This is a genomic window from Vallitalea okinawensis (genome assembly GCF_002964605.1).
Classification (GTDB): Bacteria; Bacillota; Clostridia; order Lachnospirales; family PQDH01; genus Vallitalea_A; species Vallitalea_A okinawensis.
In genome coordinates this window covers 154,781-173,664 of the sequence record NZ_PQDH01000001.1, presented here as the reverse complement: position 1 = coordinate 173,664, position 18,884 = coordinate 154,781, and the positions used below count along the sequence as shown (strand labels likewise).

The 18,884-nt window shown below is 34.3% G+C and carries 19 protein-coding genes; all 19 read left to right on the top strand.

The genetic code is table 11. From position 1 onward, the window contains the following. Positions 1-13 precede the first annotated feature (13 nt). The 19 genes from C1Y58_RS01060 (at position 14) to C1Y58_RS00970 (ending at position 18,827) form a co-directional block, all read left to right on the top strand. Positions 14-343 carry a DUF4176 domain-containing protein gene (locus C1Y58_RS01060; protein ID WP_105614140.1) on the top strand — a complete coding sequence of 110 codons (330 nt, stop codon included), beginning with the start codon at positions 14-16 and terminating at the stop codon, positions 341-343. Then, a complete protein-coding gene (locus C1Y58_RS01055) occupies positions 333-1,214 on the top strand; it encodes a PP2C family protein-serine/threonine phosphatase (protein WP_105614139.1) in 882 nt (293 codons plus the stop codon). Before C1Y58_RS01060 ends, C1Y58_RS01055 begins: the two co-directional genes overlap by 11 nt. Then, a complete protein-coding gene (locus C1Y58_RS01050; RefSeq protein WP_105614138.1) occupies positions 1,211-3,058 on the top strand; it encodes a serine/threonine-protein kinase in 1,848 nt (615 codons plus the stop codon). Before C1Y58_RS01055 ends, C1Y58_RS01050 begins: the two co-directional genes overlap by 4 nt. 169 nt (positions 3,059-3,227) lie before the next feature. Beyond that, the gene (locus C1Y58_RS01045; RefSeq protein ID WP_105614137.1) at positions 3,228-3,656 is read left to right on the top strand and encodes a sigma factor-like helix-turn-helix DNA-binding protein; all 429 of its coding nucleotides are present in this window, start codon (positions 3,228-3,230) and stop codon (positions 3,654-3,656) included. A 153-nt stretch (positions 3,657-3,809) separates the two neighbouring features. After that, positions 3,810-5,774: a hypothetical protein gene (locus tag C1Y58_RS01040; protein ID WP_105614136.1), complete on the top strand. Its 1,965-nt coding sequence runs from the start codon at positions 3,810-3,812 to the stop codon at positions 5,772-5,774. After that, entirely contained in the window at positions 5,774-7,168 is a 1,395-nt protein-coding gene (locus C1Y58_RS01035) for an ATPase, T2SS/T4P/T4SS family (protein ID WP_105614135.1), read from the top strand. The genes C1Y58_RS01040 and C1Y58_RS01035 overlap by 1 nt, the downstream gene beginning before the upstream one ends. Then, a complete protein-coding gene (locus C1Y58_RS01030) occupies positions 7,141-7,425 on the top strand; it encodes a hypothetical protein (protein ID WP_105614134.1) in 285 nt (94 codons plus the stop codon). The genes C1Y58_RS01035 and C1Y58_RS01030 overlap by 28 nt, the downstream gene beginning before the upstream one ends. A 28-nt stretch (positions 7,426-7,453) precedes the next feature. Next, on the top strand, positions 7,454-8,008 hold the full coding sequence (locus C1Y58_RS01025) for a hypothetical protein (protein ID WP_105614133.1): 555 nt from the start codon (positions 7,454-7,456) through the stop codon (positions 8,006-8,008). After that, positions 7,998-8,660 (top strand): hypothetical protein, encoded by a 663-nt coding sequence (locus tag C1Y58_RS01020; RefSeq protein WP_105614132.1) that lies wholly within the window; start codon positions 7,998-8,000, stop codon positions 8,658-8,660. The genes C1Y58_RS01025 and C1Y58_RS01020 overlap by 11 nt, the downstream gene beginning before the upstream one ends. Continuing rightward, positions 8,632-9,597 carry a hypothetical protein gene (locus C1Y58_RS01015; RefSeq protein ID WP_105614131.1) on the top strand — a complete coding sequence of 322 codons (966 nt, stop codon included), beginning with the start codon at positions 8,632-8,634 and terminating at the stop codon, positions 9,595-9,597. The genes C1Y58_RS01020 and C1Y58_RS01015 overlap by 29 nt, the downstream gene beginning before the upstream one ends. 10 nt (positions 9,598-9,607) lie before the next feature. Continuing rightward, positions 9,608-11,044, top strand: coding sequence for a hypothetical protein (locus C1Y58_RS01010; protein WP_105614130.1), 1,437 nt, complete (start codon positions 9,608-9,610; stop codon positions 11,042-11,044). Between the two features lie 18 nt (positions 11,045-11,062). Next, positions 11,063-11,431 (top strand): hypothetical protein, encoded by a 369-nt coding sequence (locus tag C1Y58_RS01005; protein WP_105614129.1) that lies wholly within the window; start codon positions 11,063-11,065, stop codon positions 11,429-11,431. After that, entirely contained in the window at positions 11,424-11,981 is a 558-nt protein-coding gene (locus C1Y58_RS01000; RefSeq protein ID WP_105614128.1) for a hypothetical protein, read from the top strand. The genes C1Y58_RS01005 and C1Y58_RS01000 overlap by 8 nt, the downstream gene beginning before the upstream one ends. A 48-nt stretch (positions 11,982-12,029) precedes the next feature. Continuing rightward, the gene (locus C1Y58_RS00995; RefSeq protein ID WP_105614127.1) at positions 12,030-12,560 is read left to right on the top strand and encodes a hypothetical protein; all 531 of its coding nucleotides are present in this window, start codon (positions 12,030-12,032) and stop codon (positions 12,558-12,560) included. A 25-nt stretch (positions 12,561-12,585) separates the two neighbouring features. Then, positions 12,586-13,614, top strand: a complete 1,029-nt coding sequence (locus tag C1Y58_RS00990; RefSeq protein WP_105614126.1) for a CpaB family protein — start codon at positions 12,586-12,588, stop codon at positions 13,612-13,614. Next, positions 13,614-14,189, top strand: coding sequence for a hypothetical protein (locus tag C1Y58_RS00985; protein WP_105614125.1), 576 nt, complete (start codon positions 13,614-13,616; stop codon positions 14,187-14,189). Before C1Y58_RS00990 ends, C1Y58_RS00985 begins: the two co-directional genes overlap by 1 nt. Beyond that, positions 14,186-14,968: a CpaE/TadZ family protein gene (locus C1Y58_RS00980; protein ID WP_105614124.1), complete on the top strand. Its 783-nt coding sequence runs from the start codon at positions 14,186-14,188 to the stop codon at positions 14,966-14,968. The genes C1Y58_RS00985 and C1Y58_RS00980 overlap by 4 nt, the downstream gene beginning before the upstream one ends. Before the next feature lie 2 nt (positions 14,969-14,970). Further along, complete coding sequence (locus tag C1Y58_RS00975; RefSeq protein ID WP_105614123.1) at positions 14,971-16,803, top strand: P-loop NTPase family protein; 1,833 nt, start codon at positions 14,971-14,973, stop codon at positions 16,801-16,803. Between the two features lie 2 nt (positions 16,804-16,805). Beyond that, positions 16,806-18,827 carry a hypothetical protein gene (locus tag C1Y58_RS00970; protein WP_105614122.1) on the top strand — a complete coding sequence of 674 codons (2,022 nt, stop codon included), beginning with the start codon at positions 16,806-16,808 and terminating at the stop codon, positions 18,825-18,827. The last annotated feature ends 57 nt before the right edge of the window (positions 18,828-18,884 follow it).

Genomic DNA, 18,884 nt, shown 5'->3' with positions numbered 1-18,884 from the left:
AGGAGCTTGATGTATGGAAGTTAATCGTTTATTACCCATCGGTACCGTTATACGACTAAAAGAGGGCAAAAAAAGATTAATGATTTTTGGGATTAAACAACTGGATGGTGAGGATGAAAAAATCGAATACGATTATGCAGGTGTTATTTATCCAGAAGGGAACATTGGTTTAAAATCTCAATTCCTCTTTAATCATGAAGATATTGAACAAGTATATTTTAGAGGATATGTGGATATTGAACGTCAGCGGTTTATTAAGAAATTAGCGATGGTCATCAAGAATCAAGAAGAGCAACAAGAACAACAAGAACAACAAGAACAACAAGAAAAAGATGTTGTATAACATCAATGCTTTAGCCATATCCCATATCGGTCTAAAACGCCAGATGCAAGAAGATAATTTTTTACTTTCCAATGGTAAGTACATCACTCTAGAAGACCAGGTTCTATTTAGAGAAAGAAAACAGGAGAAATTCATCAAGAGATGTAGCAATCCAAGTAAAAAAGCCCTCTTCGCAGTCAGTGATGGAATGGGTGGACATAATGCAGGAGAAATAGCTAGTACGTTTGTTATTCAAGCCTTAAGACGAGAACGACATAAAATTCTTGATAGTAAGAGTTTTGAAGACGCTATTAGTCATTACCAATCTTATGTAGAGATAACCAATAGTGATTTATGCCAATATGCTGCTAAGGACCCAACATTACATGGTATGGGAGCTACATTAGCAACACTCATGATTTACGATGATAAGGTTATTGGCTTTAATATAGGTGATAGTCGCATTTATCATTATTGTGGTCAAGATCTTAGGCAGATGAGCAAAGATCATACTGAAGGTCAACGACTTTTTGATTTGAAGTTGTTAAACCAAGAGGAACTAAAGAATTTTGGTGCGCGCAAAGCTTTGAGTCGATACTTTGGAATGACAGAGCAATTCATGCAACTCAATAGTGAAGTTACAGAGATAATCACTGTAGATACGAAAGCTTGGTTTCTTCTCTGCAGTGACGGGTTAACCGATGTTCTGACAAACGGGGAGATCGAAACTATTCTCCATGAGTATTATCATCAGGGAAATATTGAGGAGGCAGCAAGGAAGCTGACGAAATCGGCTTTAGCAGGTAGTGGCTATAAACAAGGTGGTATGGATAACATTACGATAATCTTAATCGAAATGACAAAAGAAGCAAAAGGAAGTTGGTTACAATGAGTGAAAAGCTTGACTTGATAGGAAAAGTAATATCAGGGTATAAAATAGAAGAAAAAATTGGATCAGGTGCATTTGGTACGGTTTATAAGGCATCCAAGATCAATGAAAGTGGTAAATATACATATGCCTTAAAACACATTACCATTCCTAATGAGACAGAGTATAAAGATATACTTAGTTCCATGTGTGGAGATTATAGTAAAGCTAATAACTACTACAAAAACATTCTAGATGGTATAGTTGACGAAATCAAGATCTTACGTACTTTATCAGAAAAGAATAATGCCAACATCGTTGGTTATTACGATAATGATATTGAAAAAACGGAGCAACCTTTTCAATATAATATCTTTTTAAGGATGGAGTATTTAACACCAGTGAGTCAATACCTCTTAAATCATCAGCTTACACTTGAAGATGTAGTTGACTTAGGGTTAGATGTACTATCTGCGCTTGATTTATGCCATTCTAATAATGTCATACATCGGGATATTAAGGAAGATAATATATTTATCTCCAAAGATAAAAGGTTTAAATTAGGTGACTTTGGCATTGCAAAAGCATTAAAGAATAAATCCAAAGCGGCGTCTATGAAGGGGACACCTGCCTATATAGCACCTGAAGTATACTTAGGTAAAGAGGAATATAATAATACAGTGGATCTTTACTCTTTAGGTATCGTCATGTATAGGTTGCTCAACTTTAATCGCTATCCTTTTGTGAAACCTTACCCCCAGGATTTTGATATGGATGATGTAGAAAATGCAATTAATCGCAGGTTAAGTGGTGAGATTCCTGACATACCAGCTAATGCTCCAGAAATACTTGGGCAAATTCTATTAAAAGCTGTATCCAATAAGGCTGACAGATATAAAAGTGCTAAAGAATTTTATAATTCTTTAAGAGGAATTAAAGAACAGCTTCATCAAGATGAACTGGATCAGGTGCTCAATGAAGATCTATTGCAATCCATTAAGCAAAACAATGGCTTCAGTGTTCATAGGGATAAAAAAAGTGAAAATAGAGATTATGCTGAAACGGTAGGCGTTCTAGGTGCTAAGGGGAAAAATAGAATACTGAGTGATACCCATAAGAATGGTGCTGATACAAGTAAACATAAAGATTTATTTGAATCTCAAGGAACCCCTACACCCTATCAAAATATCAATTATAATGATATAGATCCAGATATTTCTCAGGTGAAGTATTACACTGTTGGTGTAACAGAGATAGGTTTAGTAGGGGTAAGCAATGGGGTAGGTGTGACACATACCGCATTAATGTTTGCTAATATCTTAGGTTTTAAGTATAAGGTTGCACTGTTTGAACTGAATGATACTGGTACCTTTAAAGAGATCAAAAAAATTGCAGATCCTAAGAATACTGGTTCATTTTATAAACATAACGGTATTGATTATTTTTGTGGTATGGAATACACAGAATTTGTTGCAAATTACAAAGAAAATTATGATTATGTCTTATTGGACTTTGGATCCTATGAAGATATCTATGATATCAATGATTTTATTCGTACAAATATGCGATTAGTCATTGGACAGGCTATTGACTGGAAACTGAGGGAGATTCGATCCTTTTATAAACAAACTAATCAATATGATCCTAATGCTACATGGAATTACCTCATTCCGTTTATCAATGAATCTGAGCTTATTGATGTAAAAAATATCGTAAGTAATAAAATTTATACCATACCTTTTAATAAAAATCCTTTTCTACCCTCAAAAGAGGTGGAAGTAGTTTTTTATACAATATTCAATACACTATTAGGAGTGGACAACAAAAGTAAGAAAAAGAAAGGTCTATTCAATGTTTTTTCTAGGTAAGTCACTTTGAAATTAACTCAAGTTTTATTGAATGGATTATAGTAGGATAATAGTCAACTAAAACTATTATCCTCTCCCCTATATAAAAATCATAAAAAACTAAATATTTTAAATATTATAAAAATAAAAATAGAGCTCGTGAAGTAGTCAAGTAAAAGGAGATGCAAGAATGGTTTTATATGATGATGCACCCTATTTATCAAAGCAAGTAGCTCAAGAAATTTTAGATGTAATAGCTTTTGAAGATAAACAAGAAAAAAATCAGCAAAGAAGATACTATCGACATAATGTTTCTTTAGAGCTCATGAATGAATGGTATATTCATTATACAAAATCCCAAGTTATCAATGATAATAGAATGATTAAAGAGCTGAACAAGTATTTAAGTTTTGTAGAAACAATTGAAGATTTGGATCTGTATGATGCTTTACATGAATTGACAGATTTTGATATTCGTATTATTAAAATGCGGTATGAAGGTCAATTGACTTTCAAACAGATTGGAGAATGTCTCAAAATGAAAGAAGATACTGTAGCAAAAAGACATAAAAGGGCACTTAGAAAGCTGAAAATAATTATTGAAAATAAACAAAAATGATAAAAGATGTAAAAAACTTTAAAAAAGTGTCCGATTTCGTCCTTTCCCACGGCTATATTATAGAGACTTCTTTTTATCTTATAGTAGCTTAGCTACATTTAATTTCCTATTAGAAAGTCATGAAAGATATTATATGTTAAGGAGGAAGAGCTTATGATTTATAGTGCCTCACTTAGTGCATTTGTAAAAAAAGCTCTAGGACAAAAAGCTTTTCAGACCAATATAAATAAAATTATCGAGACACTCCCAGTGAATCCAAAGGAATCCAACATGGATGCTGTTGTTATAGGTCCAAAAGACTTAGCAGGAATAAGTGGAAAGGATTTGATTCAAGGGATCCACAAAAAACATGAAGCTGTGGGCGTAATCTACGTCTATCAGAAAGAAAAGGATGCAAAAAAAATAGAAGGTGACATCCTAAAGATTCAAGCAAAAAAAATGACATCGGTTTTAATTGAAGAAGCAGTATCTGAAGTTATTGAGTTAAAGCAAGTGGGTAAAAATGAAACAAAGCTTGTTTCTTCGGATAGTATAGAGACCGAGATTACTACACCACCAATAGCTGCAACGGTGGAAATACCAGATCCTATAATTTCTGACCCCACTGTAGAAGCAGACTTGATTGATGAATCAGTGAGTGAACCCATGGACTTAACCGAGGATGAAGCTCATCCCATGAAAATGACAATGTCGCTGGAAGAAAGAATCGCAAAATGCGGTGAATTTGGTGATTGGGATTTGTTTAAGCGAGCTTTGGAGAAAGATGTTTTATTCAGAGAATTATTAAATGAAAATACCCAGTACGCTGGTGTTGTTAACATGTTAGAGGTTCTAGACAGACAAATTGCCAACACATTCAAGGATACTTCAAAGACGGCTGAGCAAAAATTTATGGAAATCAAAGAGATCGGTCTTAATCGGTCAGCTTATAAAGCTACGCAGAATAACATTATTGCAGAGAAAGTAATGGCGATTATGACAGCTATTGTGGCTTCTGCAGAAGCTACAGTTGATAAAAGAGTTAATGCCATTAGAAGTGCATTGGATAAGATGAGTACAAGTAAAGTGATGTTTGCAGATCAAGATAAGTTACGAAGCCTCATCAATGAACGACTTGAAATCCAGACGCAATTACTTGAACTGACCAGAGAAATCATTGAAGTATATAAATCAATGGATGCTACCATAACAGAGATTATTGAAGATATGGATGAAGGGTTACCCTCTGAAAACCCATACATCAATGAAATTATGAAACCCGCTAAGAGAGTCTTTACACCTCAAAATGCAGCTAATGTAGCATCAAAATTAATGAGTGACCTTCAGAATAATAGAGTGTCCATGTCTTTATTAGAGGGGAAAATAAAAAATGTAATCACACTGGTTTTTAAGTTATGTGAAGCAGATGATTCCATTATCGATTATCAGCAAAAACTGATCACTTTATTATCGGCACAAAGAATTGAAGATGTAATTATTGTTGACAGTATTATTAAGAATTCGCTAAGACTTTTTGTTGGACCTAGTGAAGTAGGTAGAACATCAACGGCTCTTACTTGGGGAGGGATTTTATCAAGAAGGCAAAATACCTTACTGATTGATTTAACAGGCTCATCTAAACTAAGAGATTATGGCGTTGAACCTGTAACGCTTGATGATTTTCTAGCCAATAGAGTAGAAAAACAATTTTTATGTGTTGAAGGTTATGTCGGTAATGAGATAGATCAACTGGATGAAATCGTTGGTGAATTAAAAACCAGATTGAATTACTACCCATATATCAATCTCATCCTAGATACATCACAGCAATCATTGTTGGATAGTTTGACTGACTCAGCCCTCACTGTACATTTCATCACTGATTGTACACCTAGAGGGATTGCTCTAACAAGGGATAGCATAAGTAACTTTAAAGATGGGAACATAGCAAAAAAAATTGTCCTTATCGACCCTCCTATTGATCCTATAAAATTACTCAATGATTTGACAGTTGATCCTCTACTCACGAAACTTGTAACCATACCGCACTTGGCTCAAATAAGAGCATGCTCACTTAAAGGTATAGCGCCCTATGACCACAAAGAAATAATAGATATTTTTGAAGAGGCATTTAGGTGATGATGAACTTAGAAGGCTTCTTAAGCACAACAGAAATTCAGATGGTACGAAAGTGCGTTGAGCTTCGATTTGAAGATCATAGAAAGTTCAAAACACCTGAAGCTCTTATCATCTATGAGCAAAGACTTTTGGAACCTGATATACTTTTCCAATGCACAAGTCAAGCCTATAGCGTCAATCTACATCTACCCTCAGCTAGATATGTACCTCAAGAAATAGTTGAACATTTTTATACATATAAGTGTTTACCACTCAGTAAGGATCCAGTGAATCATACTATTCTTATAGGCATACTTCCTGAATGGGATATTGAGTCAATAATACCTTTTAAGGATTGGAACATAGAAAAGGTTTACGTGCCCCTACATTACTATATAAAGCATTATACTAGACTATATGGTATACCAGAATTCTTATACAGAATACCGGTAAAAGATCAATTTGATTTCATTGTCGAAGAAGCTGTTAGTTTAGAAGCAAATGAAATAACATTATCATCAAGAGCTTCCTCCATCGATATAAATTATCAAATTAAAAGTAAGCGAGTTAAAGCAAAAAGAAATTTGACACTTGACGATATTCAAGAGCTTATCAAGCTCATCTGTGCTAAAGCTGGCTCGCCAATGGTGAATGGTGATGTTAATCAAGGGAAAATGAGATGTATCCAATTGGATTTACATCATCGTGGAAGAGTGGTTATCAATGATAATCATCACTGCCAGATCATCACTATTAGAATTATACCCAGTATGTTCATTATTGAACATCTACAAGAATTAAGTATGGACAAGAGATCTATTGACTTTATAAGAGAAAACTTTCTAGATTCAGAGCCGGGTATTCGGCTTGTAATGGGTCCACCGTGCAGTGGCAAATCAACCACCATTCTTACGATTTTTAAGGAACTCTTAGCGAAGGAAAAGTGTAATATTATTTCATTAGAGCATCCAGTAGAAAGCCTGGTAGACAATATGCATCAAATGAATATAGACCATGATGAAGATTGGATGGATGGCTTTGAAGCTCTAAAAAATCAAAATCCAGATAGGCTTTATATTTCAGAAGTAACAAGTTTTACTGCAAAAGCTATCATGGATTTATCCTGTAGCGGTCAAGTCGTTTATTCAACGATTAATGCTCATTGTTTATCAGAAGGGTTACTTCATTTGCAGGAACTCAGTGACTATTCAATTGACAGAGTGATAATGAATATGCATTCCATTGTTACACAAAAGTTGATAACCAATATAGCCGGTGACTTAAACCCTTTAATCAAATGCTTGTATTTTTCTCCTGAATTAAAAACAAAACTGATGGGAAAAACCATTGGTGAAATATACACTGCATTAAAAGAGGAGGAAGAAAAATGGTCTTGGACAGATATGCCTACCTAAATGCCTATAAAGTCTTTTTAAAATCAAATCTAATCCAACCAGCAAAAGAAACAATAGAAGTTCAACTGACTGATGATACCATTACCATTACATTAGCTGAAATATCACCGATTACATCCAAGTATGTTACTGTCCACAGATTATCTGACTATAGAAGAAATGCTTGTGTTCATCTTTCTGTACCTTCTTTGGGAACGATAATGGATAAATTTGTCTTCAATAGAGAAGAAGTCTTGAATAAGGTTCCTTTACTATAATGATTTTGTTAAGTGGGAGTGATAAGTTATGGGAAATAGACATGAGTTACAAACCATTGATATGCGAAATATTCATGCAGACGGTTGTATTCAATACAGTAATGGCGACATTACTTATTATTTGATAGGGGATACTCAAGATTTAGATGAAAAGGCAAGAACTACATTCCTTACGAACTTATACAAACATTTAAAGGAGTGCAAGGTAGATATTTATGTTTTAGATAATATGGGTGCTCCAGATATTTTTAATCGATATGTACTTTTTGATTCAAAAGAAAGATTAGACGAAAATAATGACTTAAGAACAATCATTAACTACAACCTTCATGCAATTGAGAAGTTTTATGATAGAAGATGTGTTGTATTTGGTGTAAGAACAAAGATTGATCATCAGGAAACACTGAAAAAAATAGTTGACTCCTCACTATTATCTATTGCTACAAGAAGGCAAGTTGCTGCAATTGTTTCTAAAGCTCTTCACTTAATGGACCTTGAGGACATGCAGCTACATGGCAGTAAGAAAAAAACACAATCAGTATTAGAAAGTCTACTAGAGAGGGGATTCAGGATTGTTAAGTAAAATGGATCAACAGTGCCAAATCATAACCATTACAGGCCTACCTTCGCAAGAACGAACGGTGTTTGCTTATTTGATGGCTCAATATCTTTCACATGATGGAAAGACTCTTATTCTTGAGAAAGATTTTAAGTATTTAACGCTTTCACATATAGCGACTAAATCTGCCGTAGCTTTTTTAGAGATCTCACTAGAACAGATGTATAGGAGTCCACAGGAAACAATCAAAAGAATTAGCCATACTGAAGAAAAGTTAATCGTTATAACATGCCGTAAAAAGAAACAGCATAACTATAGCTTCCTCTGCAATTTGTTGGTGCATAATTTATCACAGCAGATTGATTATTTTATCATGGAATTAGAATTGGACGAAATACCATCAGCAATGGATTACATTACTGTGCTACCAAACAACCTGGTAGATGTTTTGAAGACCGTTGAAAAGATGCCAGATAACTACATGAATTGTAGCAGCTTTGTAGGTGTGAACATGCGAAAGTTGGAAGAATTAAGTATTCTTCATCAAAAAAGTTTAGAAATCATAGTATGTGATTTATTACAGATTATGAATCAGATAGAAATTCCTATATTTAACCTTAACTCGCTTAAGTTGGGGGGAGAAATACATGGTTTATGTATGCTCTTTAGACATTAATGAAAAGGGTAATCATGAGTATTCAGTTTGTCGGACAGTAGAAGAATTATATAAACTTATTTTGAATGAAAATGCAAAAGAAATAGTTATTAAAGATGATTTTCAAGAATTATATTTTACATCAATAGGGTTAGAAACATTGATTAAAGAGACCAGAAGACTTAATCCACGTCTTGACATACATACATATCAACAGAAGCCACACCTTGGTCACAAAATACATGAAATGGGAGACTCTAATGCCATAGGATTGATCAACGCTAATGAAAAGATTAGTCATATGCATCACCAAGTATCAGCAGCAAGAAGACTCTCTAAGAAAGAACAGCAAAGAGCTGATGCTTATAAAAGTCTTTTAAACACGTTACAAATAAAATTAGATAAGGTTCTTCCTGATGGTGAGAAACTAGAAAGCCCGTCTATAGCCATAAAAGAGAAAGCTTATAAGAGAATTATCTATATAAAAGAGATAACAAGAGTACGCTTTATGGATACTTTTCTATACTATTTACAAGAGGTTATAAGGTTTAAGAGAGGTGTATCATCCCCCCTTGTAGTTATTGAAAGCCATTATGCAGATCATAAAAAGTATCTTTATCCTTACGCAGATCTCTATATGGCAGGCATTAATCTTGAATTACTGAAAGGCTTTATGGTCAAAGCAATGGATACACCTTTCTTAATTATTTTAGATAGAAGTGGTTTAAAGGAGCCTTGTTTGAAGGGGGAGGTAGTTGAGGTGTTTTATACAGTGTCTGATTTGAATGACTTAACCTTAAGTTTACCTTTTAATAAGATTATCAGTTATGAAGATTCAACTTTATATGTGCCACATAAAAAAGGTTTTAATGCGTTATCAAGTAAGGAAAAGATCGATTATTATACTTCAATGAAAACAATGAAATATTTTCTTAGGTTGCTAGAGGTGGGAGAGTGACTAACAATTTATGAAAACCCAATATCATGTTACTAAGCATTTAAATATAAGTACACTCAACCCAATTCTGAGGCAGATAGTACATAAAGTAGATATAGATGAGAATATAACTCTTGACATCCTTATTGATGATATATCCTATTGTGAAAAGGACGCATTAATTTTAAATATCCTATTATATGTTCATGGAGATGATCAAAGAAGCTTGAAACGAGCAATGGAGATGATCAAAAAGGTCTTCATTCTACATAAAGATGCTTATCAAGTTCTATCTAAGCATGTTATCGAAATTAAGAATGTAATAGCAACACCAAGCACACTATCCAAAAGCTTACCTATAGAACCTAACAAATTTAATTTTGATGGGACTTTACTAGGTTTAGCGAAAGACGGGAAAGTACCTTATGTTACTAACTTTAAATCGACTAATAATTGCAAGAATATAGCCATTATAGGCAAAGGAGCTAGCAAAACTTTCTTAGCAATCAATTGGCTCATCGATGCTTATGCCTCTGGTTTTAATCTCTTTATGACTGGTAGAGTTGGTAAAGAATTAAATGAGTTGATTAAATATTGTAATGGTCTTTGTTTATCAATGAGTACGAATTGTTACCAATATATCAATACATTTGTTATTAAAAAAAGAGAGACCAGAAATCCGGTCATGTATTTTAATAAATGCTTCAAAAGATCTGTGAAGATGCTCCTAATCCTAGCTAATTTAAAACCAGAGGTAGAAGAGAGAGGAGAGGTGTTATTAGAAGAGTTTCTCCAATCTGTCTATTTGTGTTTAGGTGTTCTACCGGGTAATCCTAATACTTGGTATCGCACAGAATCTCTTAATCCTCATAAGATCTACGAGCTTTTTGTTAACTATCTTTCTAAAGAAGTAAGATTACATTACTCATCTGTCGTTGAAAACATGTTACTTAGATTTCAAAGGTATTTGGATAAAAGAAAAGGATGTAACTGTAATTTTCAGATTGAATATTCAGTTGATGAATTGATGCATTACAATGCTATTAGATTTGACTTGAGTAGATGGTCTTTGGAAGAAGGACAAGATCCAAGACTAATGAACTTGAACTTATTTTATGTGGATATAATACAAGAAGAATTTTTTGAAAGCAAGAGGAGAAATAAGCAATGGACAATCAATCTCGTTGAGGAATATCCTCAAGGTATTAGCAATGGAAACAGTCAATATATTGTCAATATCTTATTGACTAATGACATTAGAAAATTGACCTCCAAAGCAATTAGTAAATTGGACTTAATCGCTCTTGGTCAAGTATCAAAAGCTGAAGAAGAGTACATATTGAATGAGCTGGACATAGAAGCTTATCCACTCAAGAAAAATCAATTTGTACTTATCAATCATATGGATCAGAACAAGGTCATTCTTGAGACCTTTATACCTAAAGATCATACTCCTTTATCACTATGAGAAAACGGAGGTGGCATAATGAAATTTAAGATTATCATGATATTAATTGCTCTAGTGGGTGTATGTGCATGGTTTTATTTTGGGTTAGAGAAGCAAAAGCCAATTGACCCAACATTAAAGGCTTTATTAAATAAAATAGATGATCAAGGTAATATGAGTGATTACTTTAACGAAGTTGGAGTCAATAACAGCAAAGATGTTGGTTATGAAATAAAAGGTGAAGAAATCTGTATTATATATGGAAAGTGTTTATTTACAATCAATAAAAAAGATTTAACAGGTGAATTACTGAGGGATTTAAAGAAGCTGGGTATAACTGTTGACATGCAGAATGAGGGAGAAATTGTCTTCAAATATCATGATGAGGTTATAAAGCAATTTGAATAAAATAAAAGGACTACTTTATTGTATGACAATCCTGTTAATGCTTTCTGGATGTAAAAATGAGGAAAAGATAGTATCAGAAGAAGAAAAACTAATTTTGATTCAAGCACGAAAAGATGATGACCATTATATAAGATACACTGATGGGTCTTATATTTATATAGAAGATCTTACCAACAATGTGAGGGAAGAGCGATCCTTGCTTGTTGGTGAAGTCAGTGAAGCTTTTACAAGAGAAGCTAAACCTGCTAGAACTACATATGAAAATATTGAAGGAACCAGCTTACCTAATCCTTTAAGCATGGGATTAGAGATTGAGCAATCTATACCTTATACCTTCACATCATCCAAGGACAACAGTTTTATTTATTTATCAACCGTTGAAGAAGCAGGTTGGACTATCATTGGAGAGTATAGCACTCATGATTATATTGATAGCTATGCTTTCAAAGAGAATGTGTATACTAGAATCATCATTCTAAGCGATTACCTCAAAGTTTATTATGACATCGATGGTGATAAAATGCCAGATCCATATACGTTTGTTAACTGAAGTTTTGAGATAAAAGAGAAGAGAAAAGGTTAAATAGGAGGTTAGTGATTGATTAGAGAGAATTTATGTTTAACAGATATATTGATAGGTTTTGAAAATACTTTAAGGATAGATTACAAAGATAGCAATGTAGAAAAGACTAAGATAGCCACGAAAAGAAGGTTAGAGAATCTATATCAGATTCATTTAGTTGGAGATATTTATGACTTACAGGCAGGTGATCGACTTGTAGGCGATCAGCTAAGCATATTGTTAGAACAGCTAACAGAATGTATGAAATCACTAGCGCTCTTATTATCTATCACGATGTTTGATAAAAGATTTGGACAGACTTTGAAGGATATCAATTTTTTAGGCTTTGAAAAAGATAACCTACTTTCAGCTCTCCAATTTCTTCAAGATGAAATACTTTATGAGAGCAGAGAAAGTTTTTTTGACAATCTGGTGCGAAGTATTTCAGCCATACAATTATGTTCATTAAAAAGGCTTCTCGTTATTATGGTTGTACTTGAAAACCTAGGGATAAAAGAAGGGGTTGCCTTAATAGCGCAGTATCTTTACTTAGGAGCTGAGGAATAAGGTTTATGATCAAGGAGGTTACCCGATGTATGTAAAAAGTTCTTACGGTATGAAATATATTAAAATCTTAATTTTCATTGTAGTTATGTTAGTACTCATCATCATGACCAATCTAGCTATGTATCATTTAGTCTGGAAGCCTAAAATTGAAGATCTGATCATTAGTTACGAGAATGAATTACTCCTATTAGATCAGACTTTGGCTGATATTGGACAGTTTAAAGAGGTGTATACGGTTAGATTAGATACTGACCCAGGTAAGTTAGTTGAGCAAGAGGATTTAGAATTGAAAAGAGTACCTGAATCTTTCCTTTCTGATAGTTATGTACATAAAGAGAACGTCATGAATGTTGTGGGTAAGTACTATAAAGTAGGGTTAAAAGAGGGGTCACCCATGCTATTAGATATAGTGATGGAAGAAGACATGGATGAATTGAAGACTACTCGTGAATTGGATATTGTGACCAGTGCATTACCAATAGGTTTAGAAGTAGGTAACTATATCGATTTACGTATTGTATACCCTATGGGGGAAGATTTCATAGTATTGTCCCATAAACGTGTTCAAGCAATTCATAATCAAGTTGTAACAATTATGTTGAATGAAGAAGAGATTCACCTTTATCAATCAGCCCTTGTGGATTATTTGCTGCAAAAAAATAAAGGAGCTGCTCTTTACATGACTGAATACGTTGAACCAGGTATCCAAAGTCCATCTCAAGTTTATTATCGCGTCCCTGACTATACATTGGCTGTCATGAAGGGTGATCCGAATATTGACAATCCAGATAAATTGGATGAAGAGGAGAATATGGAGGAACGGGAAGAACTGATTGATGCAGCTATTGATAAAGTAACAGAAGAGGTTGCAGAAATTATTTTAGAAGGTCGAGAGGAGGTGCTCACAAAGCTGGATGAAGGTAAAGAAAGTTATGAAGAAAAAATGATAGAAAATGAAGCATTAGAACAAATCGATAAGACTAATCATTCAGAGGGGGAAGCATCGAGTGAAAATGAGGGTCAGCTTTATATTGAGGAAGGAGTTGTAGATTAATGCTAATAGGTGTGCTTGGCTATACTGACAAGCGTCCTGTGATCTATGCTCTAATGAAAATCTTACAAGCCACTGGTGATGTAGCGGTGATTACCAGTAATCGTCACTATAAAAGGCTTTTGGAAGATCATGCTTCCTTTGGTCATATGGCCAACATCATGATTGCTGTAACAGATGCCACTCCAGATGAAGTGTTTCATGAAATAGAGCATACGCAAGATGATTTTGATCACATTATATTTGATATACAAGATACAGTACCTGAGAAAGTGGATCTAATGTATTATGTGAAGGGTTACGATTATGAGGAAGGTGAAAAGGACTTTCTCGACTGTATAGGAGAGTATACTACAGTGAATATGATGTATGGTGGGAGAAGTGAAAAGGGAAGTATTAATGTCCCTCTTACACTATCATTAATCAGTACTATAGAAGTCATTGAGTCAAAAAAAATATTAATGGGAATACCATCTAAATCTCTCAATCAAGGGCTAGCAAGAGGTTTAGCAGGAGTTTTGAGTTTAGGATACAAGGAAGCTATGAAGATTTTGACCAGGGGGTGGAACAAGCGATGAAGATAGCCGTTATATCTCCAGGAAGGAGACAAGGTGCTACAACAGTAAGTGTTTTATTAGGTGTTGCTCTTGCTCAGACTCAAAACCTGAGAGTCTGTTTGACCCATACTGGAACATACAGTGAATCCATTAATACCTTCCTAGGTTTAAAAGAAATACAAGATAAAACTCGATCTTTAACGCAAGTTATCAAATTGTTAGAAGCTAATGCTATCTCAGGAGAAGAGATTAGTGACTATTGTATTAAGCTAGGCGCTAATCTAGATATTATCAATACAGCATCCCACGCTTTATCCCAAGCAGATAGTGATAGGTTATTAAGTTTTGTACTACAGAATTTAAAGCACGATGTCGTTATAACTGACGTTACGACAGAGTTTTATGAGGAGACTACTCAAGGGGTTATTGATTCCTCAGATTTGGTTATAATGGTTCTTACTCAAGCTAAAGATATACTTAAGAAATTTGAGCTCTGGCGGCAAAGTAACTATTACAAGAAACTCCAAGATAAAGGACTTATTTTTATTGTTAATCAATATGATCCCTATGTAGGGGCATTTAGAGATATGACCAAACATTTAGGTCTAAAGCATCGAAGATGTTGCAAAATAGCTTACAGCCCTTTTATAAAGCGAACAGGAAATCAGGGGAAGTTACATACGATCTTACCTTATATCATGGATAAAGACGTACGAGTCATTGAACTGCATAATGATATCAAGGAATGCTTGCATGTTATAACTGCTAACCTAGGTATGCCTATGGACTGGAGGCGATAAAAGTGAGTTCTAATATACTGCTAATGATCATCACCCTCCTTTGTGGTTTTGGTATCTTGAGTTTTTTATATATAAGGGCAAAAAATGAAAAATCCGATGTGGTGCAGTCAGATAAACTAACATTTGAACGATTACTCGACATGGTGAAATACAGTTTAGCTGACTTAGTAAAGGAAGAAAATTTCTTTGGTGTAACAGATGAAGAATTTGAATCCATGTATAAGCGTAAAGCAAGGATTCAAGAAGCTATGCGTAATTGTGTTTATGGCATTGATTCAGCTAAATTGATTGTACAGGACTTGATCAGAAGTACAATTGCAGAACAATTAGAAACTGAAGAAGAGATTCTAGATGTGTTCAATTTCAAAGCAAGAGATCTTGAACCTCGAATAAAATTTGAAATCATTATGTATTTTTATAAAAAGAAATATGGCAAGGGTGCTTTAGAGAAGATGATTGATAACTATCAATTAGATAGAGAACGATTGGAGATTGAAGATAAAAAATTTGCATCCTATGTTATAACGGATGAAGATATTCACATGATTTATCAAAAAGAACGACTAAAGAATAAATTAACCTATCCTGTCATGCTAGATATTATCACGTTACTAGTTTACCAAAAGTATAAAGGTTTTGGTATCGTCGATACTTTACGAGAAATGGATATAAACGGATTTAATTGTGGAACTTCTGGTTCTATTTTAAGTTCTATATCTGAAAAGAATAAAGAGGTTTTCCAAGCGCCACGCTCTGTTTGGCTTTACTTTCGTGGTAAGTATATTCATCTAAGATTTTTAACCTTTCAATCCGAAGAAGAACTTCGGCGAGTTGTACAATTAATTTGTAGGTATAATAATCCAGGACCACTTACAGAAAAGAAAGGGTACCTTGTTAATACCATGTATGATAAATCAAGGGTTTTAGCGTTACGTCCACCTGCAGCGGAATACTGGGCCGTCTTTGTCAGGAAGTTTACATTAAATGACGCATCTTTAGAAAGTTTAATCATAAAACCCTATGTCCAACAGGGCGATATAGTAGTAAATCTCCTAAAATACTTAATGATGGGACAAGTTACATGTGGTGTAACTGGGAGGCAGGGATCTGGAAAAACAACGTTGATGACTTCATTAATTAAATTTATAGATCCTAGGTATACAATACGTGTGCTTGAGATGGCGCCTGAAATGTACTTACGTGAATTGTATCCAGAAAGAAACATATTATCTGTTCAAGAAACGGAATTTGTATCAGCATCTGCATTACAAGATGCCTTGAAGAAATCTGATGCCGCAGTATCCATTGTTGGCGAGGTTGCCACAGATCCTATAGCAGCTCGTATGATTCAAATGGGACAGGTAGCATCCATCTTCACATTGTTTTCACACCATGCTAATCGAGCTTGTGACCTGGTTTATGCATTAAGGAATTCTCTTGTTAATGCTGGAGGATTTACATCGATGGTTACAGCGGAGCAGCAGGTGATTGATGTTATAAAAATCGATGTTCACCTCAACTACACAACAGATGGAAAGCGATACATCGAAAGAATATCTGAAATTATTAAGCTAGATGAAGGTGTACCCTATCCGGATTATGACAAGAATGAACCACTTCATACGATGAACGCAATTACTAAAGAATATTACACAAGAAGAACTGATCGTCAAACCTTTGCAACTAGAGACATCTTAAAATACGATCTAGAAACAGACACATATGAAACAATGGATTGGTTGACACCAACCTTAACTAAATATATATTAGATTGTTTACCAAAAGATCAGGTATACCCATTCAAAAAATTTGTCAATGAGAATTGGAGGTTGTAAATATGATGATGTTTCTGCTGATTCTCATTCTCATGACGGCTATTATTGGAGTAGCTGTGATCATCTATTTTGATAAGAAAAAAAGAACAAAAGCTAAGAAGGGTATGGGACAAAAGAAGGGCTTAGTACCCATGTCAACCTACTTTAAAGTCTATAGGACTCTCGATAATTTCTTTTTAACCAGAAATGGGTTAAGGAAAGTGGGGAGCAAGTTATCAGCTCTTTCAGTATATACCAGTCAAGAAATAAGAGTCTATTCGGTTAGATTTTATTTAATAGCTCATTCATGTGCCATAACCTTAGTATTAGCTGGAGCCTTTATATTTAAAGATCTCTTTTCCACTTTGTTAGTGGTTACATATGCACTGATTATGAATACTGTCTTAGTTGATAAGCAAATAGATAGTATACACTTTAAATTATTGAAGCAACTATCAAAAGCTTTATCCTCGGTTAGACAAAATTATTTACGTTTAGGTTCTATACCAGATGCTATTGCAGAAGCAGAAGCGGGATCTTTATTGCAGAGATCTTTTGAAGAGATTTATTTAATACTCACAGCAGTTGATGGAGAAAGGCGTTTAGAAGAGTTTTATGCTTCAACACCCTTTCGCCTATTACAGACTTTTGCAGGAGTATCTTATATACTGAATGATGCAGGAGATAGCAAGTTGAGTGATGGGTCCTCTAATTTTATACAATCCATGGGGATGTTAGCTGATGAAGTCAATTTAGAAATTAGGAGAATTTCTCTTCAAAAAGCCAGATTTGGTCTTTTAGAAATTTTACCAATAGCTCCCTTGGCTGCTATCGGTATTATTGAAAGTTTTTTCAGTGGCATAATACCTGGCACATCAATCATCTATAAAGGTGCAATCGGTTATGTATCGAGAACTATCATAGTTTTAGCATCGATTATTGGCTATACCACTATCGTCAAAATTAATAGCGCAGTATCTGTCAAAAAAGATGATAGGAATAAGATTGTTTTATGGTTTCTAAGCAAAAAAAGATTCATCCAATTTGTAAAAAATATACAACCTAAGAAAGCTAAAAAGATACTCTTCCAAAATAGAAAAATCAAGAGAGCTTTAAGCATGACAAATATCGACCATCTCTATGGGAGTAAACTTTTTTATAGCTTTTTAGCCTTCATCTTTGCTGCGATATGCTCATTTTTTACAGTCAGTTTAGGTAAAGAATTTATTTATGATAATGTAGCAGAAATATCTCTCATTGGAGGTGGTGATTTATCTGAAGAGGATATCCGTATTAGGCGCGAGATGGATGAAAAGTATTTAAGTTATCAAAGAGAAGAATTAGTGGATATTCGAGGTGAACTCAGTGATGAAAAGGCTCTTGAGTTTGTGAATCAATATTTAAGTGGATTACAAGAGTTTGATAAACAAGCACAAGTACAAAGGCTCAAAAGAAAATATGATGCCTATTATAATGCTTATTTTAAATGGTGGATGATCATTCTCTGCTTTATGGTGGCAGGAATCGCATGGTATATACCTGATGTGTTTCTTAAAGGTCGAGCGTGGTTATTAAAAACTGAAAGTGAGGAAGATGTATTACAGTTACAGACGATTATAGCCATCCTCATGAATACATCATGTGATACCCTCGATACCCTTTACTGGATGGAGAGACAAAGTAGAGTTTTCAAAAACGTTCTTCTTGATGCTTATCATGAGTATCCCTCTAATCCAGAACTTGCACTCAATCGATTAAAAGCTAAAGCGGTATTAGCAGAGTTTAAACGCATGATTGATAAACTTATTCTTACCATTCACCAGATCACTTTAGCGGAAGCATTTAGTGATCTGGTATCGGAGAGAGACCATGTCATGCGTATAAGGGAAATTACCCAAAATAAAACACTCAAACGCAAAAGAGCAATGGTGAGTCCATTAGCTATGACACCACTTGTATTGACAGCGATTGCTTATATCTTATTGCCATTGGCTATCTTAGGATACAAAGAATTTACAGAGGCATTAACTCAAGTAGGTTACTAAAAAGAGTTAGAGAGTATAACAGTTAAAGACACTTAACAGATGTCCATAACAAACCCA